The 26,403-nt window shown below is 74.0% G+C and carries 26 protein-coding genes and 1 pseudogene; 8 read left to right on the top strand and 19 right to left on the bottom strand.

Features of this window, described 5'->3' with window-relative positions:
- Positions 1-79: 79 nt before the first annotated feature.
- The 3 genes from ACGFIM_RS03130 to ACGFIM_RS03120 form a co-directional block, all read right to left on the bottom strand.
- Entirely contained in the window at positions 80-592 is a 513-nt protein-coding gene (locus tag ACGFIM_RS03130) for a GNAT family N-acetyltransferase (protein WP_393193718.1), read from the bottom strand.
- 19 nt (positions 593-611) lie between these two features.
- Complete coding sequence (locus ACGFIM_RS03125) at positions 612-1,793, bottom strand: Ig-like domain-containing protein (protein ID WP_393199598.1); 1,182 nt, start codon at positions 1,791-1,793, stop codon at positions 612-614.
- A gap of 112 nt (positions 1,794-1,905) precedes the next feature.
- The gene (locus ACGFIM_RS03120; RefSeq protein WP_393193715.1) at positions 1,906-4,125 is read right to left on the bottom strand and encodes an ATP-dependent RecD-like DNA helicase; all 2,220 of its coding nucleotides are present in this window, start codon (positions 4,123-4,125) and stop codon (positions 1,906-1,908) included.
- A 126-nt stretch (positions 4,126-4,251) separates the two neighbouring features.
- On the opposite strand from ACGFIM_RS03120, the gene ACGFIM_RS03115 reads away from it, so the two are divergent.
- Positions 4,252-5,583 carry a serine hydrolase domain-containing protein gene (locus ACGFIM_RS03115; RefSeq protein ID WP_393193712.1) on the top strand — a complete coding sequence of 444 codons (1,332 nt, stop codon included), beginning with the start codon at positions 4,252-4,254 and terminating at the stop codon, positions 5,581-5,583.
- A gap of 112 nt (positions 5,584-5,695) precedes the next feature.
- Here the strand turns inward: ACGFIM_RS03115 and ACGFIM_RS03110 are convergent, their stop codons facing one another.
- The 4 genes from ACGFIM_RS03110 to ACGFIM_RS03095 form a co-directional block, all read right to left on the bottom strand.
- Entirely contained in the window at positions 5,696-5,875 is a 180-nt protein-coding gene (locus ACGFIM_RS03110; protein WP_393193709.1) for a hypothetical protein, read from the bottom strand.
- A gap of 175 nt (positions 5,876-6,050) precedes the next feature.
- Positions 6,051-6,389: a hypothetical protein gene (locus tag ACGFIM_RS03105; protein ID WP_393193706.1), complete on the bottom strand. Its 339-nt coding sequence runs from the start codon at positions 6,387-6,389 to the stop codon at positions 6,051-6,053.
- Between the two features lie 78 nt (positions 6,390-6,467).
- Complete coding sequence (locus tag ACGFIM_RS03100) at positions 6,468-6,893, bottom strand: SRPBCC family protein (RefSeq protein ID WP_393193703.1); 426 nt, start codon at positions 6,891-6,893, stop codon at positions 6,468-6,470.
- A gap of 71 nt (positions 6,894-6,964) precedes the next feature.
- Positions 6,965-7,567 (bottom strand): TetR/AcrR family transcriptional regulator, encoded by a 603-nt coding sequence (locus ACGFIM_RS03095; RefSeq protein WP_393193700.1) that lies wholly within the window; start codon positions 7,565-7,567, stop codon positions 6,965-6,967.
- 101 nt (positions 7,568-7,668) lie between these two features.
- Between ACGFIM_RS03095 and ACGFIM_RS03090 the strand changes: the two genes are divergently transcribed.
- Positions 7,669-8,451, top strand: coding sequence for an SDR family oxidoreductase (locus ACGFIM_RS03090; protein ID WP_393193698.1), 783 nt, complete (start codon positions 7,669-7,671; stop codon positions 8,449-8,451).
- 304 nt (positions 8,452-8,755) lie between these two features.
- Here ACGFIM_RS03090 and ACGFIM_RS03085 read toward each other — a convergent pair whose 3' ends face one another.
- A complete protein-coding gene (locus tag ACGFIM_RS03085) occupies positions 8,756-9,685 on the bottom strand; it encodes an aldo/keto reductase (protein ID WP_393193695.1) in 930 nt (309 codons plus the stop codon).
- 88 nt (positions 9,686-9,773) lie between these two features.
- Here ACGFIM_RS03085 and ACGFIM_RS03080 point away from each other — a divergent pair, with 88 nt between their 5' ends.
- The 4 genes and pseudogenes from ACGFIM_RS03080 to mca all read left to right on the top strand — a co-directional run bounded on the left by ACGFIM_RS03080 (position 9,774) and on the right by mca (position 12,079).
- The gene (locus tag ACGFIM_RS03080) at positions 9,774-10,484 is read left to right on the top strand and encodes a TetR/AcrR family transcriptional regulator (protein ID WP_393193692.1); all 711 of its coding nucleotides are present in this window, start codon (positions 9,774-9,776) and stop codon (positions 10,482-10,484) included.
- A 161-nt stretch (positions 10,485-10,645) separates the two neighbouring features.
- Positions 10,646-10,987, top strand: coding sequence for an NmrA family NAD(P)-binding protein (locus ACGFIM_RS03075; RefSeq protein ID WP_393193689.1), 342 nt, complete (start codon positions 10,646-10,648; stop codon positions 10,985-10,987).
- A complete protein-coding gene (locus ACGFIM_RS03070) occupies positions 10,963-11,091 on the top strand; it encodes a hypothetical protein (RefSeq protein WP_393199754.1) in 129 nt (42 codons plus the stop codon). The genes ACGFIM_RS03075 and ACGFIM_RS03070 overlap by 25 nt, the downstream gene beginning before the upstream one ends.
- Positions 11,092-11,216: 125 nt before the next feature.
- A pseudogene (gene mca, locus ACGFIM_RS03065) lies at positions 11,217-12,079 on the top strand (mycothiol conjugate amidase Mca).
- Between the two features lie 2 nt (positions 12,080-12,081).
- On the opposite strand, the gene ACGFIM_RS03060 reads toward mca, so the two are convergent.
- From ACGFIM_RS03060 to ACGFIM_RS03040, 5 genes are all read right to left on the bottom strand, one after another.
- Positions 12,082-12,984 carry a hypothetical protein gene (locus ACGFIM_RS03060; RefSeq protein WP_393193686.1) on the bottom strand — a complete coding sequence of 301 codons (903 nt, stop codon included), beginning with the start codon at positions 12,982-12,984 and terminating at the stop codon, positions 12,082-12,084.
- Positions 12,981-15,584, bottom strand: coding sequence for a DUF6493 family protein (locus ACGFIM_RS03055; RefSeq protein WP_393193683.1), 2,604 nt, complete (start codon positions 15,582-15,584; stop codon positions 12,981-12,983). Before ACGFIM_RS03055 ends, ACGFIM_RS03060 begins: the two co-directional genes overlap by 4 nt.
- Positions 15,585-15,665: 81 nt before the next feature.
- Positions 15,666-16,310 carry a response regulator gene (locus tag ACGFIM_RS03050; protein ID WP_393193680.1) on the bottom strand — a complete coding sequence of 215 codons (645 nt, stop codon included), beginning with the start codon at positions 16,308-16,310 and terminating at the stop codon, positions 15,666-15,668.
- The gene (locus ACGFIM_RS03045; RefSeq protein WP_393193677.1) at positions 16,301-17,404 is read right to left on the bottom strand and encodes a sensor histidine kinase; all 1,104 of its coding nucleotides are present in this window, start codon (positions 17,402-17,404) and stop codon (positions 16,301-16,303) included. Before ACGFIM_RS03045 ends, ACGFIM_RS03050 begins: the two co-directional genes overlap by 10 nt.
- Positions 17,388-18,005, bottom strand: coding sequence for a DedA family protein (locus tag ACGFIM_RS03040; RefSeq protein ID WP_393193674.1), 618 nt, complete (start codon positions 18,003-18,005; stop codon positions 17,388-17,390). The genes ACGFIM_RS03045 and ACGFIM_RS03040 overlap by 17 nt, the downstream gene beginning before the upstream one ends.
- Positions 18,006-18,107: 102 nt before the next feature.
- On the opposite strand from ACGFIM_RS03040, the gene ACGFIM_RS03035 reads away from it, so the two are divergent.
- Together ACGFIM_RS03035 and ACGFIM_RS03030 are read left to right on the top strand one after the other, a co-directional pair.
- The gene (locus ACGFIM_RS03035; protein WP_393193672.1) at positions 18,108-21,011 is read left to right on the top strand and encodes a DEAD/DEAH box helicase; all 2,904 of its coding nucleotides are present in this window, start codon (positions 18,108-18,110) and stop codon (positions 21,009-21,011) included.
- Entirely contained in the window at positions 21,008-22,234 is a 1,227-nt protein-coding gene (locus tag ACGFIM_RS03030; RefSeq protein WP_393193669.1) for an SWIM zinc finger family protein, read from the top strand. The genes ACGFIM_RS03035 and ACGFIM_RS03030 overlap by 4 nt, the downstream gene beginning before the upstream one ends.
- A 46-nt stretch (positions 22,235-22,280) precedes the next feature.
- Here ACGFIM_RS03030 and ACGFIM_RS03025 read toward each other — a convergent pair whose 3' ends face one another.
- The 6 genes from ACGFIM_RS03025 to ACGFIM_RS03000 are packed head-to-tail and all read right to left on the bottom strand — an operon-like array spanning position 22,281 to position 26,403.
- Positions 22,281-22,916 carry an NAD(P)-dependent oxidoreductase gene (locus ACGFIM_RS03025; protein ID WP_393193666.1) on the bottom strand — a complete coding sequence of 212 codons (636 nt, stop codon included), beginning with the start codon at positions 22,914-22,916 and terminating at the stop codon, positions 22,281-22,283.
- 59 nt (positions 22,917-22,975) lie between these two features.
- Positions 22,976-23,593 carry an SRPBCC family protein gene (locus ACGFIM_RS03020; RefSeq protein ID WP_393193663.1) on the bottom strand — a complete coding sequence of 206 codons (618 nt, stop codon included), beginning with the start codon at positions 23,591-23,593 and terminating at the stop codon, positions 22,976-22,978.
- 2 nt (positions 23,594-23,595) lie between these two features.
- On the bottom strand, positions 23,596-23,946 hold the full coding sequence (locus ACGFIM_RS03015; RefSeq protein ID WP_393193660.1) for an ArsR/SmtB family transcription factor: 351 nt from the start codon (positions 23,944-23,946) through the stop codon (positions 23,596-23,598).
- Between the two features lie 40 nt (positions 23,947-23,986).
- On the bottom strand, positions 23,987-24,598 hold the full coding sequence (locus ACGFIM_RS03010; RefSeq protein ID WP_393193657.1) for an energy-coupling factor transporter transmembrane component T family protein: 612 nt from the start codon (positions 24,596-24,598) through the stop codon (positions 23,987-23,989).
- Positions 24,595-25,269: an energy-coupling factor ABC transporter ATP-binding protein gene (locus ACGFIM_RS03005; RefSeq protein ID WP_393193654.1), complete on the bottom strand. Its 675-nt coding sequence runs from the start codon at positions 25,267-25,269 to the stop codon at positions 24,595-24,597. The genes ACGFIM_RS03010 and ACGFIM_RS03005 overlap by 4 nt, the downstream gene beginning before the upstream one ends.
- A 3-nt stretch (positions 25,270-25,272) precedes the next feature.
- Entirely contained in the window at positions 25,273-26,403 is a 1,131-nt protein-coding gene (locus ACGFIM_RS03000; RefSeq protein ID WP_393193651.1) for a thiolase family protein, read from the bottom strand.

The raw sequence follows: 26,403 nt of genomic DNA, 5'->3' as shown, positions 1-26,403 counted from the left end.
GGGCTCACGGGTGCCGGTGCTTCGGGAGGCCGGCGGACGTCGGGCGGCGCCTCTCAGGTGTCTCAGGCGGCGGTGTGTCTCAGGCGGCGGGGTCGATGCGGCGCTGCAGCAGCATGCCGGGCCACTCCCCCACCCTGAACGGGGCCACGCGGGAGAAGCCGCAGCTTTCGTAGAAGGCGACCAGGCGGCCGTCGCCGCCGGCGTAGCAGTCGACGCGCAGCAGGCCCAGACCGCGCTCGGCGGCCTGGGCCGCGGCCCAGTCGAGCAGGGCGCGGCCGACGCCGTGGCCGGCGTGGCGGCGGTCGGTCACCAGCGCCTGGACGTACAGGTCGGGCTCCCCGGCGGGGGCGACGTAGTCGTGGGCGGGCCCGACGGAGATCATGCCGGCGGGCTCGCCGTCGCGTTCGGCGATGTGCATGCCGCCGCCGCGCTGCCAGCTCGTGACCTGTTCGGTGCGGCGGGCATCGCCGGTGAAGGGGCGGCTGCCCCACTGGCCGGTGCGGCCCTGGGCGGTCAGCCAGGCCACGGCGCTGTCGAACATGCCCAGCGCGACCGGTACGTCCTGCGGACCGGCGGGGCGGATGTGGATCACGGTGCGGTGTCTTCCTCGGTCAGGGCGTGGCGTCCTTCAGGGCGCTGCCTTTCTTCCACTGGGAGAACGACATCTGCCAGAACCCCCAGCCGTTGTTCCACTCCAGCTTCCGGTCCGTGCCGGTGATCTCGACGACGTCGCCGCGCTGCATGGTGTCGTAGAACCACTTGGCCTGGTCGGGGCGGGCGTTGATGCAGCCGTGGCTGACGTTCTGCCGGCCCTGGGCCCAGACGTTGTCCTTGGCGTGGACGTATTCGCCGGAGTTGGAGATCCGCACCGCGTGGTTGATCATGACGTCGTAGTACTCCGGGTCGCCCTTCTTGCGGCCCGGGGAGATCATGCGCACGGGGTTGCCGCGTTCCATGGTCAGGTGCACGCCGGAGGTGGTGGTGTACTCGCGGGTGGTGCCGTTGCCGGCGCTGATGCGCATGGTCTGCACGCGCTTGCCGTCGCGGTAGACGTACATCATGTGCTTGCGGACGTCGACCTTGCTGATCTGCCGCGCGCCGATCTCGAGGTCGGCGGTGTAGTCCTTGACGCCGTAGAGGCCCTTGCCGGCCTTGATGCCGGTGATGTCGGCGTTGAAGGTGACCGTCTGGTGGGCGGGCCAGTACTTGGCGGTGCGGTAGATGACGACCTTGTCGTTGATCCAGCGCCAGGCCCCCGGCACGGGCTTTTCCGCCTCGACCTTCAGGGCGCGCTCGATGCCGGCCTTATTGGTGACCGGCTGGTTGAAGGTGACGATGATGGGCGCGCCGACGCCGAGCTTCTCGCCCTTGCGGTTGGGCGTGACGTCGACCACCTGCAGGGCGCGTTCGGGCTTGGCGGTGGTGAAGGTGCTGGTGGCGGTGGTGGCGCCGGCGGTGGCCGAGACGCTGTAGCGGGTGGACGGCTTCAGCGGCGTCTTGGAGATCCACCGGGTCTTGTCGGCGTTGAACTTGCCCGCGACCTGCTCGCCGTCGGCCTCGACGGTGACGTCGTCCAGCGCGCCGCCGGCGGCGGTCACCACGACCTTCTTGTCGGGGTGGACCTTGCTGCTGCCTTCTGCCGGGGTGATGGCGACGGTGGGCGCCTGCGGGGTGGCGACGATGGTGGCGTCGGGGGCGTCGGGAGGCGGGCCGGCGGGGCCGCCTGAGCAGGACGTCGTCAGGGCGGCCGCGGCCAGCAGTGCGAGGGCGGCGGGTCTCCTGCGGACGGTCACTGCGTTCAACGTCTTCCTCTCCCCAACGGTGCCCGCAAAGGGCACGTCAAGAACCTTAATGCTTACGCATATAAGACGCCGAATCGTTTAGGCGAGTTCGATCACATTTCCATTACTTGTCGAGGCCGGCCAGGCGGTGGGTGAGGCCGGTGTGGCGGCGGCCGGCCCCTTTGGTGCGCACGGCCTGGGCCAGCGCCCGGCGCGAGCCGACGATGACGACGAGCTTCTTGGCGCGGGTGATGGCGGTGTAGAGGAGGTTGCGCTGCAGCATCATCCAGGCGCTGGTGGCCAGCGGGATCACCACGGCGGGGTATTCGCTGCCCTGGGAGCGGTGGATGGAGACGGCGTAGGCGTGGGCGAGCTCGTCGAGCTCGTCGAAGGCGTAGTCGACCGATTCGTCCTCGTCGGTGAGGACGGTGAGCTTGTGCTCGTCGGGGCGGATGTCGGTGACGATGCCGACGGTGCCGTTGAACACCCCGGCCGCGCCCTTGTCGTAGTTGTTGCGCAGCTGGGTGACCTTGTCGCCGATGCGGAAGACGCGGCCGCCGTAGCGGCGTTCCGGCATGTTCTCGCGTGCGGGGGTGAGGGCTTCCTGCAGGGCGGCGTTGAGGTTGCCGGCCCCGGCGGCGCCGCGGTGCATGGGGGCCAGGACCTGGACGTCGCGGCGGGGATCCAGGCCGAAGCGGCGCGGGATGCGGCGGGCGACGACGTCGACGGTGAGCGCGGCGATCTCCTCCGGCTCCTCGCAGGGGAACAGGAAGAAGTCCTTCATGCCGTCCAGGACGGGGTGGCGGCCGGTGTTGACGCGGTGGGCGTTGACGACGACGCCGGACTGCTGGGCCTGGCGGAAGATCTGGGTCAGGCGCACGCGGGGGATGCCGGGGGCGGCCAGCAGGTCTTTGAGCACCTCGCCGGCGCCGACCGAGGGCAGCTGGTCGACGTCGCCGACGAACAGCAGGTGGGCGCCGGGGGCGACGGCCTTGACGAGCTTGTTGGCCAGCAGCAGGTCCAGCATGGAGGCCTCGTCGACGACGACGAGGTCGGCGTCGAGGGGGTTGTCGCGGTCGAAGGTGGGGTCGCCGCCGGGGCGCAGCTGCAGCAGCCGGTGGACGGTGGTGGCCTCGTGGCCGGTCAGCTCGGCCAGGCGCTTGGCGGCGCGGCCGGTGGGGGCGGCCAGGATGACCTTGGCGCGTTTGGCGCGGGCCAGCAGCACGATCGAGCGGACGGTGAAGCTCTTGCCGCAGCCGGGGCCGCCGGTGAGCACGGCGACCTTGTGCGTCAGCGCCAGGCGGACGGCCTGGCGCTGTTCGGGGGCCAGCTCGGCGCCGGTCTGGCCGTGCAGCCAGCGTTCGGCGCGTTCCCAGTCGACGTCGGCGAAGCTCGCGAGCCGGTCGTGGCCGTTGCGCAGCAGGCCGAGCAGGCTCGCCGCCAGGGAGGTCTCGGCGCGCTGGAAGGGCGGCAGGTAGACGGCCGGGACGTGGTTGTCGCCCGCGGGCACCTCCTCGCGGATGACGCCCTCATCGGCGACCAGCTCCTCCAGGCAGGCGGTGACGAGGTCGGGCGGCACGTCGAGGATCTTGACGGCGTCGGCGACGAGGTTGGGGGCGGGCAGGTAGCAGTGGCCGTCGTCGGCGGCCTGCGACAGGGTGTAGCGCAGGCCGGCCTTGACGCGTTCGGGGCTGTCGTGGGGGATGCCGACGGCCTGGGCGATGGTGTCGGCGGTCTTGAAGCCGATGCCCCACACGTCGTCGGCCAGCTTGTACGGCTGGGTGCGCACGACGTCGATGGAGCCCTCGCCGTACTGCTTGAAGATGCGCACCGCGATGGAGGTGGACACGCCGACCCCCTGAAGGAAGATCATCACCTCTTTGATGATCTTCTGTTCCTCCCAGGCGGCGGCGATCATCTTGGTGCGTTTGGGGCCGAGCCCGGGGACCTCGGCGAGGCGTTCGGGGTGGTGCTCGATGATGTCGAGGGTGCCGGTGCCGAAGTGGTCGACGATGCGCTCGGCCATCTTGGGGCCGATGCCCTTGATCAGGCCGGAGCCGAGATAGCGGCGGATGCCCTGGACGGTGGCCGGCAGGACGGTGGTGTAGGACCACACCTCGAACTGGCGGCCGTAGCGGGGGTGCGAGGTCCAGCGGCCGTGCAGCCGCAGCGACTCGCCGACCTGCGCGCCGAGCAGCGGCCCGACGACGGTGAGCAGGTCGGGGCCGCTGCGGTCGGTGGCGACGCGGGCGATGGTGTAGCCGGTCTCCTCGTTGGCGTAGGTGATGCGTTCGAGGACCGCCTCCAGCGTCGACCCGACCGGCCTGTTGTCGCCAGGCTTCACGCGCCAGCCCTCCTCCGCCTGCTCATCGGTGGCAAGAGTAGAGGAACGGGGCCTGGGGATGTGATCGCGGGCCTTGACCGCGCCGGCTCCCGCTGAGCGCGCGATCAGCGACTACCCTTGGGGCTCATGAGTCAGGTGGGACAAACGACGGCGCGCGCCCTGCTGCGCAGGCTCGCCGTCGAGCAGGCCGAATGCAGGGTGCCGTCGCTGACGGCGGCGATCGTCCGCGACGGGCGCACGGCGTGGTTCGGCGGCAGGGGCCGCGTCGGCGACGCCGAGCCGACGCCGGCCACCCAGTACCGCATCGGGTCCATCACCAAGAGCATGGTCGCCGTCGTCGTCATGCGGCTGCGCGACGAGGGCCTGCTCGACCTCAACGACCCCCTCGAGCGGCACCTGCCCGGCACCAAGGTCGGCCACCTCACCATCGCCCAGCTGATGTCGCACACCGCGGGCCTGACCGCCGAACCGCCCACCGAGTGGTGGGAGCGCACCCCGGGCATCCCCGTCCACGACCTCGTCGACCGGCTCGACGACAAGGAGCTCAAGCACCGGCCGGGCCGCCGTTTCCACTACTCCAACGTCGGGTTCGCGCTGCTGGGCGAGCTGGTGGGCCGCCTGCGCGGCACCACCTGGCTCAAGGCGCTGCGCGCCGAGGTGCTCGACCCGCTCGGCATGCGCGACACCACCCCGCGCCCCCGCCCGCCGCACGCCACCGGCTATGCGGTGCATCCCTTCGCCGACGTGGTGCTGGCCGAGCCCGAGCACGACGCCGACGCCATGGGCCCGGCCGGCCAGCTGTGGTCCACCCCGCACGATCTGGCCCGATGGGCCGCGTTCCTGTGCGGGCACACCGGCGGCGTGCTGTCGCAGGACACCCTGGCCGAGATGCGCGAGCCGGCCGGCGTCGACGACGGCGACAGCTGGACCTCCGGCTTCGGGCTCGGCCTGCAGCTGTCGCGCTCGCGCGGCCGCCGCCTGTCCGGCCACACCGGCTCCATGCCCGGCTTCCTGGCCACCGTGTGGACCGACCCGGGCGACGACGTCGGCGTGCTGTTCATGGCCAACACCACCACCGGCATGAGCGGCACCCTCACCGACGACCTGCTCGACATCCTGCACGAGTTCGAGCCGCGCATGCCCGACGAGTGGCGGCCCGTTCCCGCCGACCCCGACCTGCTCGCCCTGACCGGGCTGTGGCACTGGGGCCCCAAACCGTACGTGCTGCGGCTGCTGCCCGAGCGGCGCCTGTCGCTGGAGCCGGTCGGCGGCGCCGGGCGGGCCTCACGGTTCGTGCCGCAGGACGACGGCACCTGGCTCGGCCTGGACGGCTACTACGCCGGTGAGACGCTGCGCGTGGCGCCCGACCACCTCAACCTCAACACCTTCATCTTCACCCGCGAGCCGTACGACCCGGGCGCGCCGGTGCCCGGTGGCGTGAGCGACTGGCACGCCTGACAGCCGCCTGCCAGGATCGCGGCCACCTGGGCGGGCGGCGCCCGCATCCGGTGCTGTCGGCGTTCGCCGCCGCGGTCGCCGGCCACGCCGCCACGGTGAGGACCTGACACGGTCAGCGGGCGGCTTGGCGCCTGGTCGAGGCCAGGTGGACGTTGATGAAGCGGGTGAGGGCCAGCGCATCGTTCGGGTCGTCGGCCCGGAAGCTCACGCGCCGGAGCAGGCCGACCCCGTCGAGCCCGACGCCCTCGCGGGCGAGGACGAAGACGAGGGCGAGGAACGCCGCGCGCGGCATCCGCGCGGGCCAGCTCCAGGGCGGCCAGCAGGCCGTCGGCGCGGGCGGGGTCGATGGCGCCGTCGAAGAACCGGATGTCGTCGGCGGCGCCGTCACGGGACGGGGTCACCGGGCCGCCGTGGTCGCCGTCCGAGGCGTCGTGCCACGGCACGCATGCGCGGATCTCCAGCCAGCGTCACTCGCACAGCGCCTCGGCGACCCGGGCGATCGTCTCCTCCGGCGTGCCGATCGAGTGGCCCGGGCAGCACCAGGCGCCGACCGGGCCGCCGTCGAAGTCGCCTTCGTCGTGGGACCAGCGCCGGCCCAGCACCCAGCGGCCGTAGCGGGCGACGAGGGCGTACGACATGGCGTCCGCCCACAGGTCGTCCTCGTCCCTGCCGGCGTCCTGGCCGGGCACGCGGCGGGCCGGTCCGAGCGAGGCCACCACCTGCGCGGCCGAGGAGGGATCGAACGGGTGGCGGGCCGGGTCCACCTCATCCCAGGTGAGATGGCCGGGACGCAGATCGCTGATCACGACTCCAACCTGCCACGCCGGCCCGCCGCCCGGTGGCGGGCGTTCGCGTCCAGCGGAGGGCCTTCCTGAGAAGCGCCCTCAGCCCGCGGCGGCCAGGGCCGCCAGCTTGCGCAGCGAATGGCGCGCCACGGCGGTCACCAGCGGCCGCAGCAGCGGCCAGGCCGCCTGCCCCAGCAGCCCCAGCGGCAGGTCGAGCTCCTCGGCCCACACCACCCGGCTGCCGCCGGGCACGGCGCGTACGCGGATGGCGCCGCGCCCGCGCACCAGGCGGCCGGTGTGGGTGACGCGCAGCAGCGACGGCGGCTCCCAATGGGTGATCGTCATCGTGTCGAGGAAGCCGAACGGCCGCACCCCCGTGTAGGCCTCCACGCCGTGCTCGCCCACCTGCCGGGCGGTGGTCATGAACATCCACTCCCGGTGCCGCGGCCAGTCGGTGATCAGCGCGAACACCTGCTCGGGCGGCGCCGCCACGTGCTCGGCGACGGCGGCGTAGACGGGTCTCACCCTCGCGCACTCCCCTTCTTCCGGCCGGAGCCACTCCCTGCCCGCCGGTGCCCGCCTGATGCTCGCACCGGTCAGGACATCTGCAGGCGGGCGGTGGTCAGCAGGCGGGCCGTGTCGATGACGTACTGCCGGCGGCGCTCGTACACGGCCTGCTCGTCGTCTTCGTCCAGGACGGCCCTGCACATGCCGGGGACCGCGAAGTTCCAGGCGATGAGCCCCATGAGCGTGAACAGCAGGTCCTGCCCGGCGCGTACGCACGAGGGGTCGTCGGAGGCCGGCACCACGCCGCTGTCGGCGAGGAAACGCACCTTGTCGCGGAAGGCCGCCCGCCGCTCGTTCTCGCCGACGAAGCAGTCGTCGGCCTCCAGCGCCTCCCACAGCAGCAGCCTGATCAGCTCGGGATGCTCCCGGTACCAGTCGAACATCTGCCCGACCGACTCGGCGACCGCGTCCGGGTCGATCGTGACCGCGCAGCTGACCTCTTCCAGCTTGGCCCGTACGACGGCGGCGAACAGCTTCTCCTTGCTGCCGTAGTAGAGGTAGATGGCCTGTTTGTTGGCCTTGGCCTCCTCGGCGATGCGGGCGACCCGCGCGCCCGCCAGGCCGTATTGGGCGAACTCGGCCGTCGCCGCCTCGAAGATGCGCCGTCTGGTGTCGTCCGCGTCGTAGGCCATGCACCGAATTAAACCATTTGGTTGACTCTGGGGGTGCCGGCGTGCAGGATCGACCCCAGGACAAAAACATCCGGTTGGTTTATTTTTCGAAGGGCATCCCCATGACCACGCCCATCCCCGTCCGCACGCCGCTGCCCGCATCGCTGGCCGGCTCCACCGTGTTGCTGCTGGGCGGCAGCTCCGGCATCGGCCTGGCCGCCGGCACCCTGCTACGCCAGGTCGGCGCCCGCGTCGTGCTGGTCGGCCGTGACCCCGAGCGGCTCAAGGCCGCCGCCGGCCGTGTACGCGCCGCCGCGCCGGGCGGCGAGGACGACGTGCTCACCGTGGCCGGCGACGCCGGCGACGAGAACACGCTGGAGCAGGCGTTCGAGCGGGCCGGCGAGATCCACCACATCTACGCCACCGCGGGCGGCATCAGCGGCGCCGGCCTGCTGAAAGACCTCTCCCCCGAAGGCATCCGCGACACCCTCGCGCAGACGGCCTGGCGGCCCTTCGCCATCGCCCGCGCCGCCGCGACCCGCCTGCCCGCCGGCGGCTCGCTCACCTACAGCTCCGGCATCCTCATCGTGCGTCCCAGGCCCGGCATGACCGCCCCGCTGGCCGGCGCCGGCACCGTGGAGGTCCTCACCAAGGCCCTGGCCGTCGAGTTCGCCCCCGCGCGGGTGCGGGTCAACACCGTCCGCTACGGCCGCATCGACACCCCGCTGCTGCGCTCGATCCCCGGTCTCGACTCCGATGAGAGCGTCGCGGCCGCCGGTGCGAGCACGCCGCTCGGCCGCGTCGGCACCGCCGAGGAGGCCGCCGCCGCGGCGCTGTTCTGCATGGCCAACAACTACGTCAACGGCCAGATCATCACCGTCGACGGCGGCGAGAGCCTGGTCTGAGCCCGCCGTCAGTGCAGTGTGGGCGGCAGACCGGCTCCTGGATGCGGCCGTCGAGCGTCCGGCTCTCCAGCGGCTCCAGATCGAAGATCACGGTGGCCGGCAGGCTCGGTATGCGGGTCGCCCGGGCATCGTGCACGTCGGCGCCCTCGCCGGCCTCGGCCGGCATCCGTACGAACGCACGGAACGTGGTGGCGTGGTGGCGCCGACGACCATCCGCTGCTCGGCGCGGTGGCAGGCGAGCCGGTGCGCGAGCCTCCCGGGGCCCTGCTCGCCCCAGGAGCCCGTCCAGTCGCCGGTAGGACATTCAGCGGACGTCGCCGCCGGCGGTGCCCGCGCGGTGGCGACGCATCGCGGCCTTGAGCGCATCCAGCGTCGAGGGGTGGGGGTGCTCGAGCGCCGCCTGCGACTCGTCGGACAGGCCGGTCAGGCGGGCCACCTCCGCATCGGTCAGCGCGGCGGCCACGGTGGGGGCGGCGATGTTGGCGCGCAGGTGGTCGGGGTCGGCCGTGCCCGGGATGGCGACGATGGCCGGTGAGCGGCGCAGCAGCCAGGCCAGCGCCACCTGGGCAGGCGTCACGCCCAGGCGCCGCGCCGGGCCCGCGAGCTCGGGGTGGCCGGCCAGCCGTCCCGCGGCCAGCGGGAAGTAGGGCACGAACCAGATGCCGTGCTGCTCGCAGGTGGCCAGCACCTCGACGCCGCTGCGGTCGAGGAGGTTGAAGCGGTTCTGCACGGCCGCGATCGGCGTCATCTCCAGCGCGCGGGCCAGCGCCGACGGTGAGGCGCCCGACAGGCCGATCCTGCGGATCAGCCCCTGATCGCGCAGCTCGATCAGCACGCCGAGCGCGTCCTCCAGCGGTACGTCGCTGTGGTCTCCCGGCATGTCACCGGCCAGCCGCAGGTAGGTCAGTTCGCTGGTGTCGGTGCCCAGGTCGGCCAGCGCCTCGTGGACCTGCCTGCGGACCGTGTCCGGGTCGTTGACCACCCGCCAGGAGCCGTCGGGGCCGCGCTCCGCGCCGACCTTGTTGCCCACGATCACGTCGCCGGGCATCGGCCGCAGCGCCTGCCCGATCAGCCGGTTGACCGTGCGCGGGCCGTAGGCGTTGGCGGTGTCGAAGAACGTCACGCCCAGCTCGACCGCCAGGCGCAGCACGCGCTTGGCCGCCTCGGGGTCCTTGGGCGGGCCCCACACGTTCGGCCCGGCGAGCTGCATGGCGCCGTATCCGATCCGGTTCATCCGGCCCCTCCTCGTCGTATCAGTGCAACGCTTGAGCGCGTATCGCTGTTACGTATCAGTGTTACGCCGAATGCCGTAACATTGCAACGTGGACGATGCGAAGACGCGGACCCGGCAGCGGATCCTCCAGGCGGCGGCCGGCATCCTGGAGCGCGAGGGCGCCCAGGCGGTCTCCACCCGCTCGGTCGCCGCGGCGGCCGGCATCCGCGCCGCCTCCCTCTACCAGCTCTTCGGCGACAAGGACGCGCTCCTGGCGGCCCTGGCCGTACACGGCTTCGACCTCTACCTCGCCGAAAAGCACGAGCTGCGGCGTACCGACGACCCCGTCGACGACCTGCGCCGCGGCTGGGACATGCACGTCGACTTCGGCCTGCGCCACCCCGCCTTCTACGTGCTGATGTTCGGCACCGACCGCCCCGGCCGCCGCCCGCCCGCCGCCGAGGAGGCGCACGAGCTGCTGCTGAGCCACCTCGATCGCGTCGCCGCCGCCGGCCGCCTGCGCGTCCCGCCCCGCACCGCCGCCCAGCTCCTGCACGCCGCCATCACCGGCGTCACCCTGTCACTGATCGGCGCCCCCGCCGAGGACCCGCCTGCCCGCGTGCCGGAGATCTCGGCCAGGATGCGCGACATCCTCATCGGCTCGCTCACCACCGACCCGCAGCCCGCTGCGGACCCCGGCCTCGCCGCGCGCGCCCTCGCCCTCGACGCCGCGCTCGCCGCCGCTCCGGACGGCGCCCTCCCCCTCCGCCCGGCCGAGACCGCCCTGCTGCGCGACTGGCTCGACCGCCTCGCCCGCTGACCGCCGGGCCGGCCCTCAGTGCGATCGGGGGGACCGGCCCCGGCTTCTCGGCCTGCCCGCAAGCGCCGTCCAGCGCCCGCCCGGCGCAGCAGCGGCTCGCCGATCTGCTCCAGCGAGGCGTTCGCGCCCTGCTCGCCGCCGGAGTCCCCGTCCGGGCCCTCGTGCGCACCCCTGACGCCGAGACCGCCAGGGCCGTCCAGGCGGCCGGTGCCGAGCTGGTCACCGGCGACCTGCTCGACCGCGCCTCACAGGATCGCGCCGCCGAGGGCGCCCGCGCCGTCTTCTCCGTGCAGACGGCGCCCTTCACCGGGACCGGATTCGACTTCGACGCCGAGGTGAAGATGGGCCTCAACCTCATCGAGGCCGCCAGGTCGGCCGGCGTAAGAAGATCGCCGCGGTCCTGTCGCGTGCGCTGGGCGTCCCACTGGAGGCGCCCGACAAGACGCTCGAGCAGGCCACGGCCGCGGGGATGCCGGACATGGGGATCGCGCACGCGTACATGAACGTCCGGACCCAGCCAGCGCGGCCGGAGTTCGCCCGCGAGCTGGGCCTTCCCGTGACGAGCTTCGAGGAGTGGGCCGGACGTGCCCTCCGCCCCGTCACCTGAACGCAGGGCCTCGGCCCCGTCAAGCCCGTCCCGCTCAAGCTGCCGTACGGCAGGAAGGGCCGCTGAGCAAGGCACCCCGTCTCACCACCCCGCCGCCAGGCGGACCCCACCTGCGAAAGGACTCCATGACCGCGCCCCTGCGATTGATGAGCGTGCACGCACACCCCGACGACGAGTCCGGCAAAGGCGCCGCCACGCTGGCCAAGTACGCCGCCGAGGGCGTGGACGTGCTCGTCGTCACCTGCACCGGCGGGGAACGCGGTGACGTGCTCAACCCCGCCATGGACGAACCCGGCGTCCGCGAGCGCCTTCCGAGATCCGGCGCGCCGAGATGGCCGCCGCCCGCGAGATCCTCGGCGTGCGGCAGCAGTTCCTCGGTCACGTCGACTCCGGCCTGCCCGGCCCGGGCGAGCCGCTGCCCGAGGACTGCTTCGCCCGCACGCCCGTCGAGGAGGCGGCCGGGCGGCTGACGGCGCTCATCCGCTCCTCCCGCCCCCACGTGATCATCACGTACGACGAGACCGGCGGCTACCCGCACCCCGACCACGTGCACACCCACCGGGTGACGGTGGCCGCCTTCGACGCGGCGGGCGAGGCCGCCCGCTACCCCGAGGCGGGCCCGCCGTGGCAGCCGGGCAAGCTCTACTACCACGGCGCGCTGTCCAAGGCGTGGTTCCAGACCATGCACGATGCCCTGATCGCGCGCGGGCTCGGCTCCCCGATGGCGGAGGTCCTGGCCGAGTTCCCCGCCGACGTGCCCGAGCCCGCGTTCACCACCCGCGTGCCGTGCGCCGAGCACTTCGCCACCCGCGACCGGGCGCTGCTCGCGCACGCCACCCAGGTCGACCCGGCAGGAGGGTTCATGCTCCACGACCGCGACGTCGAACGCGAGGTCTGGCCGACCGAGGACTACCACCTGGCCCGCAGCCACGTGGAGGTGACGCTGCCGGAGGACGACCTGTTCGCCGGGCTGCGGCCCGCGGGCTGAGTTCAGAAGCCGATCAGCTCGGGCCCGCCCGCGGCCTGCCCCAGCACGCGCGGGACGGCGGCCCGCAGCGTGGCCGCCTGCCCGGCGTCCAGGTCGAGGGCGACCTCGAAGACGGTCTCGGTCTGCAGCTGGTCGGCGGCCCCCGCCGCCAGCTCCAGCCGCAGCGTCGCGCCGTCGAGGGCCAGCGACCGCACGCCGTGGTCGGTGACCCCGTACGGGTGGCGGGCCAGGCAGTACACGTCGTCGTAGGCGGTCACCAACAGCGTCTCCGCCGTGGGGTCGCCCGGCCGCGACTCCAGGTAGAAGAACCGCTGCCCGGGCACCGGCCCGGCGCCCTCGTCCAGCCGGGCGGCGCGGGCGGTCATGCCGGTGGCCGGGGTGTAGCGGACCTCGCCGGTGATCGGCGGCTGGTGGCACTCGCCCAGGTGGTCGCGCCACTCGGGCACGGCGCCGGCCGGCGGCGCGGGCGGGCGGGAGAGCGCGGAGACGGGCAGGCTCAGCGGCGCGGCCGTGGGCAGCGCCGCCACCAGCCAGCCGGGCGGCTCGTCGCGGGGGAACAGCGTCATCTCCCCCAGCGCCCCCAGCGGATCGACCTGCGCGAACGGCATCGCCTCGCCGTCGGTTCTGCAGACGTAGCCGCGGCTGCCCGCCGGCAGCTCCAGCTCGCAGGTGAACCAGGTGCCCTGGCCGGTGCGGTACGACAGCTCGCGCAGCCGCTCGAAGGGCTCGTCCAGGCCGCCGACCGCGAGCGGCCGGCCGTCGCAGGTGACGGTCGTCGTCCCGGCCGCGCCCACCTGCGCCCGCCGTACCGTGATGCGGGAGGCGTCCGGTCCGGCGGCGGCGCGCACCAGGTCGGCGATGTCCAGGCGCAGGGCGTGGGCCTCGCCCCTGAGGTGACGCATCATGCTCGGCCTTCCTTGAGATCCGCGGTGCCGTCCTTCGCATCGGGCGAGGTCACAAGGGCGTGCAGGGTGCGCAGCTCGCGCAGCAGCGCGCTGTTCCCCGCGCGCGCCGCCAGGTCGCGCACCTGCGGGATCTCTCCGCGCGCCCCGCACCATCCGGCGACTTTGGCGGCCAGCTCGACGAAACCGGCCAGGCCGTTGCGCGGGCGCTGCCCGGGTGCGGGCAGCAGGACGGGCAGCGCCGCCGCCGCGATCGACCACACCTGCGCGTGCGCGCCCCGCTCGGCGGCCTCGCCCAGGGCGGCCACCATGTCGCCCATCCGCGCCTTGCCGCTGGCCAGCATGAGCCCGGCCTGCCTGCCGAGCTCCTGGCACGGCAGCTCGCCGCGCGCGGCCACCTCCAGCAGCACCTCCACCGGCTCCGGATGCTGCCCGGCATCGCCCAGCACCCGCGCGAGCACCGCCGCGAACGACGCGCCCGCCGGTCCCTCGGCCCGCGCCAGCGACCGTGCGTACCGCGCGTGGATCGTCGGCCCGTCCGTGCCGCGCAGCAGGCCGGGGGCGAAGTGCGCCGCGGCGACCTCGCGGTGTGAGGGCAGCATGGCGGGCCACCAGTCGAGGTGGCCGGCCAGGATGTGGTGCTCGAAGCGGCGGAACATCACATCCACCAGCGGCAGCCCCGTGCGCACCCGGCGGCGGACGACGGGCCACAGCATGACGGAGTGGTCGTGGCCACGGTCGTGCCAGTCGTGCTCCGGCCCCTCGCCGCCGCACCACCACTGCAGCTCCACCTCGGGTTCGGGATGCCGCCATCCGGCCAGGACGCGCCCGGCCGCCGAGGTCAGGTGACCGGCCTCGGGACGCTCGCCCGGCGGCAGCCGCAGCAGCGCCTGCTGCAGGTCGGCGGCCAGCGGCTTGGCGCCCGCCGCCTCCAGCACCTCCATGCGGCGCACCAGCTCGGCGGCGGCCACGTGCCCGGTGTCGTGCGTGGGCGTGGCCAGCAGCAGCGGCGGCAGCGTGCCCTCCTCCAGCGCGCGCAGGATCTCGGCCGCACGGTGCAGCACCAGCAGCTGCGGGGTGGGCAGCTCCGCCTCCGGCAGCGCCGTGCGCCACACCTCCGTGTCCGGGGCCTGATCGGTGAGGTGGTTGGCCAGGCCCTGGAACCAGCGGTCGACGGAGTGCCAGTTGCCGGCGCGGGCGCCCCACCTCCACATGGGGGTCCTGATCGTGGCCAGCGCCGCCGCCAGCGCGTCGCGCTCGTGGTAGGCCAGCGTGACGAACCCGGCGAGCAGCCGCTCCCAGGTCTGCCACGAATGCAGGTGGGTGTCCGACCACAGCTCCACCAGCTCGTCCGGTTTGGCGGGCGGCGGCTCGAAGGGACGGGCGCGCTCGGGCGCGGCGGGCAGCGGCGGCAAGCGGACCGGCTCGGCCGCGGCGACCGTGCCGGTCCGCTTGCCGCCGCCGAAGGCGCCCGCCACCCGGGCGCCCGGCTCGGGCGGCAGCAGCTCGATCGCCTCGCGGATCGTCCGGCGGCCCGGTTCGTCGAGGGCGGGCGCGCAGGCCAGCGCCAGCTCGGCCGCCTGCTCCTGCAGCTCGGCGGAGTCGGCCCCGAACGCCCTGGCCAGCGGCGCGGCCGCCGGTCCGGCCAGGTCGGGCGCGCGGCGCACCTCCGCGCGCAGCCACGACAGCCCGGCCCGCACCAGCTTGCGCTCGGGGCGTAACACTAAGGACTCCCATGCCTCGGCCAGGTCGTCGGCGGTCAGCGCCGGGCAGCCCCGCAGCCGCCTGGCGGCGGCCTCGGCCACCGTGCCAGGGGCGGCGGGCAGGAGCCGCAGGTAGTCGCGGGCGCGGGGCTCGACCTCGGCGGGCGACGGGTCGAGGGCTTGGTGCAGGCGTACGAAGAAGCGCAGCTCGACAGGGGTGCCGCCGAGCAGGAACCGGCGCAGGCAGCCGTCGAGGAGATCGGCCCGCCGTACCCGCCCGCTCCGGGCGAGCCGCAGCAGCGCGCCCAGGAACCCCTGGTCGGGGTCGGTGTCCCACTGCAGGACCCGCCCTACGCCCTGCGCCTCGAACAGCCGGGGCAGCAGATGGCCGAGCAGCGGATCACCGGCCAGGCCGTCCGGCGGCTGTGCGGCCCAGCCGGCCACCAGCGCGTCGTTGCGCGGCGGCGCGATGCCGGTCTGGCGCAGCAGCTCCAGCGCCAGCCGCATGCCGCGGTCGTCGGCGGAGCGCAGGCGCCGCGCCAGGCGTTCTGCCAGGTCGGCCCGCCAGGCGGCGGGACGTTGGGCGAGCACGGCGAGGACGAGATCGACGTCGTCGTCGGGTCCGGCCCACTGCGGTGCGAACGAGCGCCGGTAGAGCCACGACGCGACGGCCGCCGCGCCGCCCAGGGTGCCCGCACCCGCCACCCGCAGCACGGGACCGAAGCCGGCCAGGCCCCTGGAGTCCCGCCCGCTGGAGACTGCCGACAGCTCCTTGAGCACCTCCGGCAGCATCGCCGCGACCCGCTTGCGCGACGGCCCGTCGAGCGCCCTGACGCGCTCGGCCAGCCGCCCGGCGTCGCGCCGCCGGATCAGTTTCCTGATCTCGTCCTCATGATCCATGTCAGGGGACAGTAACCGGTCATGCCGACACTTTGCGGACAGTTCGCCGACACCTGTCCGACATTTTCGATCAAGGACCGATCAGGACTCCAGAAAGCGCAGCACCGCCAGCACGCGGCGGCTGTAACCGGTGGCGTGCGACAGGCCGAGCTTGTCGAACAGCGCGTTGACGTGCTTTTCCACCGCGCTTTGCGAGATGTGCAGCGCCTGGGCGATCGAGGCGTTGGTCAGGCCCTGCGCCATCAGCTCCAGCACCTCGCGCTCGCGGGCGGTCAGCCGCGCCAGCGGGTCGCGCCGGGTGGTGCGGGCCAGCAGCTGCCGTACCACCTCCGGGTCGAAGGCGGCGCCGCCCGCGCCCACCCGCTCCAGCGCGTCGAGGAAGTCGCCGACCTGGCCGACGCGGTCCTTCAGCAGGTAGCCGACCCCCTCGACGTCGGAGCTCATCAGCTCGGCGGCGTAGCGCTTTTCCACGTACTGCGACAGCACCAGCACCTTCACCTGGGGCCGGCGCTTGCGGATCTCCAGCGCCGCCCGCAGGCCCTCGTCGGTGTGGGTGGGCGGCATGCGCACGTCGACCACCACGATGTCGGGCTCGTGCTTTTCGACGGCCTCGATGAGCGCCTCGCCGTCGCTGACGGCGGCCGGCACCTCGTGGCCCTCTTCCAGCAGCAGCCGCACCAGGCCCTCGCGCAGCAGCGTGGAGTCTTCGGCCAGGATCACCCGCACGGCAGCACCGCCGTGACCGTGGTGGGGCCGCCCGCGGGGCTGTCGACCTCGAACCGGCCGTCCAGCGCCGCCACCCGCCTGGCCAGCCCGGACAGGCCGCCGCCCGACGGCCGTGCGCCGCCGACGCCGTCGTCACGCACGCGTACGAGCACCGCCGCCCCCTCCTTGTGCACCTCGACCGTGATGGCCGCCGCTCCCGAGTGCTTGGCGGCGTTCGTCACCGCCTCGCACACCACGAAGTACGCCGCCGTCTCCACCGCCATCGGGGGACGTTCGGGCAGCCGGCAATCTACCGTGACCGGGACGCTCGAACGTTCGGCGACCCCCGCCAGCGCCTCGCCGAGCCCGAGCGAGTCCAGCCCGCTCGGGTAGACGCGCCAGGCCACCTCGCGCAGCTCTGCCAGCGCCCGCTGCGCCTCCTGGTGGGCCTGCTGCAGCAGCTCGGGACGGCCGCGCAGGGAGCGGCCGATGAGCATCGACAGCGCCACGAGCCGCTGCTGCAGCCCGTCGTGCAGGTCGCGCTCGATGCGGCGCCGCTCGGAGTCGACCGCCGCGACGATGCCGGCCCGGCTCTCGGCCAGCTCGTCGATGCGGCGGCGCAGCGTCTCGGTCGGGTCGGGGCCGAGCATGCGGGCGGCCAGCCGGCGCTCCAGCGCGTGCACGCCCACCACGCCCGACAAGTCCAGAAAAAGCAGGACGAACCCGCTGATCGTCAGGTACGCCACCAGCAGGGGCGTCGGCCGCATGCCGTCGTACGGCTCGCCCACGCTCCAGGCCAGCAGCAGCCGCGTCACCACCACCGCGCCGATCACCAGCAGCGCGATCACCAGGCCGCCGAGCATCCCGATGGGCAGCCGCGCCGCCAGGTAGCGCAGCGCCCGATCGCCCCGCTCCTCGTGCAGGGCGTCCAGGCCGGAGGCGTCCAGGCGCAGGCGGCGCGCCTCCAGCCGGGCCAGGCGCCGGCCGGCCGCGCGGACGTTCGCATCGGCCAGGAACGGCAGCGCCGCGATGAGAAAGAGGAGCTCCAACAGCGCGGTCAGACCGCCCGCCGTGACCGCGCCGGCCACCCGCAGGCCCTCAGCGACGGCTCGCATGCCTGCCCCTGCGCCGCTCGGCCAGCCGGGCGCCGACGAACACCAGGATCGCCACCACCACGATGGCGATCACCACGTTGGTGCCGATGCCGACGTACGTCTCGACCAGGTGCCAGTTCTCGCCCAGCACGTACCCGGCCACCACGAAGATCGTGTTCCAGATGAGGCTGCCCGCCGTGGTGAGCAGCGTGAACGTGAGCACCGGCATGCGCTCGACGCCGGCCGGGATGGAGATCAGGCTGCGGAAGATGGGGATCATGCGGCCGAGGAAGACGGTCTTGCGGCCGTGCCGCTCGAAGAACGCCTCGGTCTTCTCGATGTCGGAGGTCTTGACCAGGGGAAGCTTGGCGGCGATGGCCAACGTGCGCTCGCGGCCCAGCAGGGCTCCCACGCCGTAGAGCGCGAGCGCGCCGATCACCGAGCCCAGGGTGGTCCAGATGATCGCGTCGAGCAGGTGCATTCTGCCCTGGCTCGCGGTGAAACCCGACAGCGGCAGGATCACCTCGCTCGGCAGGGGCGGGAAAAGATTTTCCAGCGCGACGGCGAGGCCCGCCCCGGGTGCTCCGAGGCGGTCCATGAGTCCTACCAGCCAGTCAGTCATGCGGTCCAGGCTATGGATGACCGGAACGCCTGCGGAATGAGGCGGCTGCCCGTTCGCTGCTGCGGTAAACCCCACCCCTGGCGTACCGTACACTGTACGGCCGTGAGCTCTCAGACGGATCTGGCCCGGTACCCTGCGGTCTTCCAGCCCGGCGACCCGCCACGAAGCGGGCACATCGCCTTCCTCACCCCCGAGGGCGACAGTGCGCTGACCGTAGCGGAAGAACGTGACGGCGGCGTGGCCACCCGATCCGTCCCCGCCACGCTCCTGCCCGTCGGACAGGCCGTCGCCGCCCTGGCCAGAGCCCGCAAAGACCCCCACGCGCACCCGGCCGCGCGCTTCTGGGGCGCCGCCGCGCTCATCGGGCTGCAGCTCGTCACCCGCGGCCGCATCCTGCCCGGCCTCTCCCCCGGCGAGCACGACGCCTGGCGGGCCGGGCCGCTGGACGCCGACGACGCCCGCCGCGTGCGCGAGCTGGCCGCCGCCATGCCCGCCGCCGCCCGCGCCGTACCGCTCTCCCTGGACGGCACTCCGCACGCCGCCGGTGACGCCGCGCCTGCGGAGGACGGTTCGGCGCCTTCCGGCGGCGAGATCGCGCGGCCGGAACGCGGCTCCGCGCTCCCCGGCGGTGGGACCGCGCGCCCGGAGGGCGGCGCCATGCTCCACGACGGTGAGCCCGCGGCCGCCGCCGGTGACGTGCTGCTGCCCGACGCCGAGCCGCTGCTGCGGGCCTTCCTCGACGCCGTCGCCGACGCCATGCCGCGCTCACCCGGCGCCGTACGCGCCACCGGACAGACCGCCTACGCCGCCGCGCACCCCGTCAAGGTGCCCCACCTGCGCGGCTGGGCCGAGGAGGTCTCCTCAGGGCTGGAGGCGGGCCTGCGGCTGTCGCTGCGCATCGAGGCCGGCGACCTGGCCGCCGATCCGGACGGCGCCGAGTTCCGCGCCGTCGCCCAGCTGCACAGCCTCGCCGACCCCGGCCTCGTCGTGGACGCCGCCGACCTGTGGCGCGGCCGCGACCCGGGCTTCGGCCCCCGCGCCAGGATCGAGGCCACCCTCGCCGTACGCCGCGCCGCCCGCGCCTGGCCCCGCCTGGAGGAGCTGCTCGACAGCGCCGTGCCCGACGAGCTCGCGCTGTCCGACGGCGACGTGGAGGAGCTGCTGGCCGGGGCCGCCGACCGGCTGGCCGCCGCGGGCGTGGACGTGCACTGGCCGCGCGCGCTCGTCCGCGGCCTCACCGCCCGCGCCGTCGTCGGCGACCGCGACCCCGCTCCGTCCGACCTGCCGTCCTTCCTCGGCGGTCACCACCTGGTCGGCTTCGACTGGCAGCTCGCGCTCGGCGGGCGGCGCCTGAGCGCCGCCGAGATGGACCGGCTCGCCGAGGCCCACCGCCCCGTCGTGCGGCTGCGCGACCAGTGGGTGCTCATCGACCCCGGCCTGGCGCGCAAGGCCCGCCGGCGCGAGCTGAAGCCGCTGACCGGCATCGAGGCGCTCGCCGCCGCGCTGACCGGAACGGTCGAGGTGGACGGCGAGCAGGTGCCCGTCGAGCCCAGCGCCTGGCTTGAGGAGCTGCGCCGCCGCCTGGGCGAGCCCGCCGACGTCGCGCCGCCGCCCGGCCTGGCCGCCACCCTGCGCGACTACCAGCTCGCCGGGCTGCGCTGGCTGGCCAGGATGACCTCGCTCGGCCTCGGCGCCTGCCTGGCCGACGACATGGGCCTCGGCAAGACCGTCACGCTCATCGCGCTGCACCTGCACCTGAACCTGAACCGGGCGGCCGGGCCGACGCTCGTCGTCTGCCCCGCCTCCCTGCTGGGCAACTGGGAGCGCGAGATCACCCGCTTCGCGCCCGGCGTCCCGGTACGCCGCTACCACGGCGGCAGCCGCACGCTCGCCGACGAGGGTTTCGTGCTCACCACGTACGCCACCATGCGCCTCGACGCCGACCGGCTGGCCGCCCACGCCTGGGGCATGGTGGTCGCCGACGAGGCCCAGCACGTCAAGAACCCCGCATCCGGCACCGCCAAGGCCCTGCGCGAGATCCCGGCCGCCGCCCGCGTCGCCCTGACCGGCACTCCCGTCGAGAACAACCTGTCGGAGCTGTGGGCCATCCTCGACTGGACCACCCCCGGGCTGCTCGGCCCGCTCGCCCGCTTCCGCGCCCGCTGGGCCAGGCCGGTCGAGTCCGGCGACACCGAGGCGGCCGAACGCCTGGCGCGGCTGGTCGGGCCGTTCCTGCTGCGCCGCCGTAAGAGCGACCCCGGCATCGCGCCTGAGCTGCCGCCCAAGACCGAGACCGACCGTCCCGTGCCGCTCACCACCGAGCAGGCCGGCCTGTACGAGGCCGTCGTCCGCGAGATCATGGGCCGGATCGCCGATGCGCGCGGCATGGCCAGGCGCGGGCTCATCGTCAAGCTGCTCACCGGGCTCAAGCAGATCTGCAACCACCCCGCCCAGTACCTGCACGAGAGCGACCCGCGCCTGCCCGGCCGCTCCGGCAAGCTCGAGCTGCTGGACGAGCTGATCGACACCATCGTCGCCGAGGACGGCTCCGTGCTCGTCTTCACCCAGTACGTCGCCATGGCCCGCCTCCTCGAAAAGCACCTCACCGGGCGCGGGATCGCCACCCGGCTCCTGCACGGCGGCACGCCGGTCGCCCGCCGCGAGGAGATGGTGCGGCGCTTCCAGGACGGCGAGGTGCCCGTCTTCCTGCTCTCGCTCAAGGCCGCCGGCACGGGCCTGAACCTCACCCGCGCCGATCACGTCATCCACTACGACCGCTGGTGGAACCCGGCTGTGGAGGACCAGGCGACCGACCGCGCCTACCGGATCGGCCAGACCAGGCCCGTCCAGGTGCACCGGCTCATCGCCGAGGGCACCATCGAGGACCGCATCGCCGCCATGCTGGCCGCCAAGCGCTCGCTCGCCGACGCGGTGCTGGCCTCCGGCGAGGCCGCCTTCACCGAGCTGACCGACGCCGAACTCGCCGCCCTGGTCGAGCTCCGATGACCCCCGCCCGCGGTTTCCCCGCCTTCCCCCGCCAGCGCGCCGGCGCCCGCTTCGCCACCTCTTGGTGGGGCCGCGCCTGGATCCAGGCCATGGAGGACACCTCGCTCGACGCCGGCCTGCTGCGCAAGGGCCGCGCCTACGCCAAGACCGGGCGGCTCGGCCCGATCACCGTCAGCCCCGGCAGGCTCGCCGCCGTCGCCGAGAACGACTACGACGTCATCGTGCGCGTCGAGCAGCTCACCGGCGCCGAGTGGGAACGCTTCCTTGATCAGGTCGCCGCCAAGGCCGGCCACATCGCCGCGCTGCTCGACGGCGACATGCCGCACGAGCTGGTGGAGGCGGCCCAGGACGCCGCCGTGCCGCTGCTGCCCTGCGTCGGCGACCTGGAGCCCGAGTGCTCCTGCCCCGACTGGGGCCACCCCTGCGTGCACGCCGCCGCCCTGTGCTATCAGGCGTCCTGGCTGCTGGACGCCGATCCGTTCGTGCTGCTGCTCCTGCGCGGGCGCGGCGCGCGCGAGCTGGTCGAGGCGCTGCAGGACCGCGACGTGCCCGGCTCGGGAAGCCGGGCGGCGGCCGCCGGCGTCGCGGCCGGTCCGAGAGATCCGGCACGGCCGGCGGCCGGCTCCGCGACCGGTGCCGGGAGCGCGGCGCAGGCCGCTGAGGCCGCCCGGCCGTCGGGCACGCCGGCGAGCGTGGCGTTCGCGGCGGGGGTGCCGCCGCTGCCCGAGCCGCCGCCGTACGACGTCGCCTTCACCCCGCCCGCACTCGACCCGGCGCCCGGCGTGGACGTGGCCGCCCTGCGGGTGCTGGCCGCCTCGGCGGCCGCCAGGGCGCGCGAGCTGCTGCTGCACGACCGGTGGCCGGAGCTGACCGAGCACGAGGACCACGTACGGCTGATCGCCGAGCACATTGGCCACGAAGGCGCCGACGACGGGCCGGCGGTGGCCGCCTGGCGGCACGGCGGCGCCGAGGGCCTGGCCGTGCTCGAACACCCCTGGACGCCGCCCCGCCAGGACCTGGCCAGAGCGCGCGCCCGGCTCGAAGCGGCCTGGGAGGGCGAGCGGCCTCCGCCCCTGCACGCTTGGCGCAACCGCTGGACGCTCGGTGAGGCGATCCAGCTCCGTTACGGCCGCGACGGCCGCTGGTATCCGTTCACCCGCCACGACGACCGGTGGTGGCCCGCCGGTCCCCCGGAGCGCGACCCCTCCGCGCTCATCGGCTGAGCCACCACCCTCACGCGGTCATCGAGACAGCGGCCATCGGGCACCCTCACGTGGCCACCGACACCACGTGCCCCACCGACGTACGGTCGTCGATCAGCGTGAGCATGCAGTCGGCCAGGTCGGCGCGCGTGGTGGTGTGCCCGCCGCGCACGCTGAGGTCGCGGGCCGTGCGGTAGCGGCCCGTGGCGTCGGCGTCGGTGAGGCGGGCGGGCCGCACGATCGTCCAGTCGGTGCCCGACTCGCGCAGCAGCCGCTCGGCCCGCGCCAGGTCGGCGTAGGAGTGGCGGAGGACGCGCTGCACGATGGGCTTGAGGACGTACCGGGTGAAGGGGCCGTCTCCGGCGTCGCTCTCCAGGCCGGCCGCGCTGACCATGAGCAGGCGGCGCGTCCCGGTGCGTTCCATGGCGGTCAGGATCGAGCGAGCGCTGCTGGAGCAGACGGTGGTGGGGCCGGTGCCGCGCGGGCCCATCGCGCTGAGCACGGCGTCGCGACCGGCGACGGCGGGGGTGATGGCGTCGGGGTCCATCACGTCGGCCACCACGACGTCGGCCCGCTCGCGCAGCTCGGCGGGCAGGCGGGCAGGATCGCGGACCACGGCGGTGACCTCGTGGCCCCGTTGCAGTCCCTGGCGTACGAGCCGGGTCCCGGTGCCGCCGGTCGCTCCGAAGACAGTGATCTTCATAGGCGACTCCTCCCAAGGGGTGAGTGAGTACTCACTACCCTACTCGGAGAGAGCCGCGGTCACTCAGGCGCGTAGAACCCGGTGGTCGCGCGCACGGCCGCCGCGACGGCCTCGGGCAGGCCTCCGGCCGCCCGGTACGCCTCGCCCCACGCCTCGCCCCACGCCTCGCTGCTGGCCACGATGCAGCGGCGGCCCTCCTCGGTCTCGTGGAAGGTGTCGGTGTCGGGCTTGGGCGCGCCGGTCAGGTGCAGGGCCAGGCCGAGCAGGCTCAGGTCCCAGCCCACCCCCGTGGCGCCGGGGCCGAACTGCGCCCACATCTGCTCCGGCACCTCCGCCGTGTGGCGCAGCTCCAGCAGCGTGCCGCCGTCCTTGGCGGTCAGGGTCACCTCGACCTCGCTGAAGCCGGGGTTCGGCCCGAACAGCCAGCTCACCTTGAACAGGCTGGGCGGCTCGCAGCGCAGGATCTCGCCGTGGGCGTTGCCTTCGAGCTGGTAGTGACCGCCGACCCGCAGATCGCCGGAGACCGGCATGAACCAGCGGGCCAGCCGGTCGGCCTCGGTGCAGGCCGACCAGACGTCCTCGATCTCGGCGTCGTAGTGGCGGCGCAGCACCTGCACCTTGCGCTTGCCGTCGATCAGCTCGCGGTGGACTTTATTGATCTCTTCGACCATGTCCATGGTCAGGACTCCTTCTTCTCGTTGGCGATGCGGCGCTCGCGCTTGCCCCGGGCCAGCTCCGTGGCCAGCGCGTCCAGGCGCTGATCCCAGAAAGCGCGGAAGCGCTCCAGCCAGGCGTCGATCTCCCGCAGCGGGCCGGGCTCGACGGCGTACAGGCGGCGGGTGCCCTCCGCCCGTACGCTCGCGAACCCGCTGTCGCGCAGCACCCGCAGATGCTGCGAGACGGCCGGCTGGGAGATGCCGAACTCGCGCTGGATGACGGCGGTGACCTCGCCGGAGCTCTGTTCGCCGGTTGCCAGCAGCTCCAGGATCCGGCGGCGTACCGGATCGCCGAGGACGTCAAAGGCGTGCACCCACGTGAGTTTTTCAGGTGCAGCTTATATAAGTCAAGGCTTAATCTTCGTCGTCGAGTCCCCGGGCGCTCAGCGCCTCGCCGAGGGCGTCGGCGTACCGCAGAGAGCTGACCACCAGCGGCACCGCGAAGGCGCGCAGGCTGCGCTCGACGCCCCTGGCCCGCTGCGCCTCCCTGACCCGCGTGGCCAGCGCGGCCACCACCGGCACGCTGCGGATGGTCAGCGACAGCAGTAACGACAGGCGGAACGGATCCAGGCCGACGAACCTGGCCGGCGACAGCAGGCGTTCCAGCGCCGCCGTCATGTCCGACGACCTGGTCGTCACCGTCACCAGCCCGGCCAGCGCCACCGCCAGCACCACCCGCAGTGTCGTGGCCAGCGCCGCGTCCAGTCCCACGAGCACGTACTGCACCGCGAACAGCGCGAGCGCGAACCAGCGCACCGGCTTGATCTGCGCCCACGCCACCGCCGCGCCGACCCTGGCGAGCACGTACAGGCCCGCCGTCACGACCCCCGCACCGGCCAGCGCGAGCGGCGAGCTCAGCAGCACCAGCACCGTGCAGGCGAGAGCGAGCGCGGCCAGCTTCGCCCCGGCCGGCAGCCGGTGCAGCAGGGAGCGGCCGGGGACGTAGGCACCGGTCAGGCTGTTCACGCCATCAGCTTCCGGTAGTGGGCGATGGCCTCGGTGGGGGTGCCGTCCGCGGCGATGCGCCCCTCGTCGATCACCAGCACCCGGTCGAAACCCGACAGCAGCGGCAGGTCGTGGGTGACCAGCAGCACCTGCTGCGGCAGCTCCTCCAGCAGCTCGGCGACCTGGCGGGAGTGGCGCAGGTCGAGCAGCGTGGTCGGCTCGTCCATGACGATGATCTCCGGCTCCAGCACCATGACCGAGCAGAGCGCGAGCAGCTGCTTCTGCCCGCCCGACAGGTGGTGCGCGGGATGGTCGGCGTGACCGGCCAGGCCGTAGCGCTCCAGCACCTCGCGCACCCGCCGGTCCACCTCCTCGCGCGACAGGCGTTTGCGGCGCAGCGAGAACGCGACGTCCTCGGCCACCGTCGGCATGACGATCTGCGCGTCCGGATCGGTGAACAGGAAGCCCACACCGCGCCTGATCTTGGCGCCGTCGCGGCGGGTGTCCATGCCGAGCACCGTGACGCTGCCCGAGGTCGGCAGCGCCAGGCCGTTGACCAGCCGGGCCAGCGTGCTCTTGCCCGAGCCGTTGGCGCCCACCACGCCGACCCGCCGCTCGGGCAGCTGCGCGGTGATGCCGCGCAGCACGTCGCGAGTGCCCAGCCGGACGTGCACGTCCGCGAATTCGATCATGTCTCACACCACCTCGAACAGGGCGGCCACGCCCATCCCGCCGCCGACCGCGGCCGCGGCCAGGCCGAGCGTGCCCTTGGGCGCCGCCGCGCGGACGAGCCTGCTGAACAACCTGGTCACCACGACCGCGCCCGTCGCACCCCACGGGTGCCCGAGCGCGAGCGCCCCGCCGTCGGGGCAGACCCTCTCATCGTCCGCGCCGAGCGGGTCGAGCCCGAGCGCGTCGGTGACGGCGAGCACCTGCGCCGCGAAGGCCTCCACGATCTCCACCGCCGCGACCGACTCCAGGCTTGCTCCGGCACGGGCGAGCACCCGCTCGATCGCCGGCACCGGCCCCCAGCCGGGCAGCTCGGGATCGCACCCGGTCACCGCCCCGGCCACCAGCCGCAGGCCCGGCAGCCCTTCCCGCAGACGCTCGGGCACCACGGCCACGGCGGCGGCGCCGTCGCTGACCGGGGAGGAGTTGCCCGCCGTCACCGTACCGCCCGGCACGAACGCGGCCGGCAGCCGGGCCAGCGACGCCTCGCGTAGCGGGCGCGGGCGCTGGTCCTCATGACGTCCCGCGACCGGCACGATCTCCTGCTCGAACCGTCCCGCCGCGCGGGCGGCCAGGGCGCGGGCGTGGCTGCGGCAGGCGTAGGCGTCCTGGCGTTCGCGGCCGACGCCCTTGGCCCGGGCCAGCGCCTCGGCGGCCGGGCCCATGTCGGGGTCGGGGGTGCCCTCGGGCGTGAACGGCGCCCGCGCGTACGGGGCATCGGCCCCGCGCAACGTGCGCAGCGGCGCGGTCGAGGCGCTCTCCACGCCTCCGGCGATCACCAGGTCGGCCTCGCCCGCGCGTACCGCCTGCCCGGCGAGCAGGATCGCGGCCAGCCCGCTGCCGCACTGCCGGTCCACCGTCACCCCGGGCACCTCGTGCCCGAGCCCGGCGGCCAGCGCGCAGACCCTGGCCAGGTTGCCGCCCGGGCCCATGCAGTTGCCCAGCATCACGTCGCCGGCCCGCCGTCCCGGCAGGTCGGCGGCCACGGCGGCGATCACCGGGGCGGCCAGGTGCTCGGCGGTCAGCTCCTTGTACGCGTGCCCGGCCGTGCCGATCGGGGTGCGCCTGGCGGCCACCACCACAGGGGTCAGGTCCAT

Source organism: Nonomuraea sp. NPDC049309 (assembly GCF_043196965.1).
GTDB classification, from domain to species: domain Bacteria; phylum Actinomycetota; class Actinomycetes; order Streptosporangiales; family Streptosporangiaceae; genus Nonomuraea; species Nonomuraea fastidiosa.
The sequence above is the reverse complement of the archived record's forward strand: the minus strand, read 5'-3'. Positions and strand labels throughout refer to the sequence as shown.

Excerpts from the sequence above, each read along its gene's own strand:
- ACGFIM_RS03115 (WP_393193712.1), top strand. The coding sequence starts at position 4,252 with ATGAGTCAGGTGGGACAAACGACGGCGCGCGCCCTGCTGCGCAGGCTC.
- ACGFIM_RS03110 (WP_393193709.1), bottom strand. The coding sequence starts at position 5,875 with ATGCCGCGCGCGGCGTTCCTCGCCCTCGTCTTCGTCCTCGCCCGCGAG.
- ACGFIM_RS03095 (WP_393193700.1), bottom strand. The coding sequence starts at position 7,567 with ATGGCCTACGACGCGGACGACACCAGACGGCGCATCTTCGAGGCGGCG.
- ACGFIM_RS03090 (WP_393193698.1), top strand. The coding sequence starts at position 7,669 with ATGACCACGCCCATCCCCGTCCGCACGCCGCTGCCCGCATCGCTGGCC.
- ACGFIM_RS03085 (WP_393193695.1), bottom strand. The coding sequence starts at position 9,685 with ATGAACCGGATCGGATACGGCGCCATGCAGCTCGCCGGGCCGAACGTG.
- ACGFIM_RS03070 (WP_393199754.1), top strand. The coding sequence starts at position 10,963 with ATGGGGATCGCGCACGCGTACATGAACGTCCGGACCCAGCCAGCGCGG.
- ACGFIM_RS03060 (WP_393193686.1), bottom strand. The coding sequence starts at position 12,984 with ATGATGCGTCACCTCAGGGGCGAGGCCCACGCCCTGCGCCTGGACATC.
- ACGFIM_RS03055 (WP_393193683.1), bottom strand. The coding sequence starts at position 15,584 with ATGGATCATGAGGACGAGATCAGGAAACTGATCCGGCGGCGCGACGCC.
- ACGFIM_RS03045 (WP_393193677.1), bottom strand. The coding sequence starts at position 17,404 with ATGCGAGCCGTCGCTGAGGGCCTGCGGGTGGCCGGCGCGGTCACGGCG.
- ACGFIM_RS03040 (WP_393193674.1), bottom strand. The coding sequence starts at position 18,005 with ATGACTGACTGGCTGGTAGGACTCATGGACCGCCTCGGAGCACCCGGG.
- ACGFIM_RS03030 (WP_393193669.1), top strand. The coding sequence starts at position 21,008 with ATGACCCCCGCCCGCGGTTTCCCCGCCTTCCCCCGCCAGCGCGCCGGC.
- ACGFIM_RS03025 (WP_393193666.1), bottom strand. The coding sequence starts at position 22,916 with ATGAAGATCACTGTCTTCGGAGCGACCGGCGGCACCGGGACCCGGCTC.
- ACGFIM_RS03020 (WP_393193663.1), bottom strand. The coding sequence starts at position 23,593 with ATGGACATGGTCGAAGAGATCAATAAAGTCCACCGCGAGCTGATCGAC.
- ACGFIM_RS03005 (WP_393193654.1), bottom strand. The coding sequence starts at position 25,269 with ATGATCGAATTCGCGGACGTGCACGTCCGGCTGGGCACTCGCGACGTG.
- ACGFIM_RS03000 (WP_393193651.1), bottom strand. The coding sequence starts at position 26,403 with ATGGACCTGACCCCTGTGGTGGTGGCCGCCAGGCGCACCCCGATCGGC.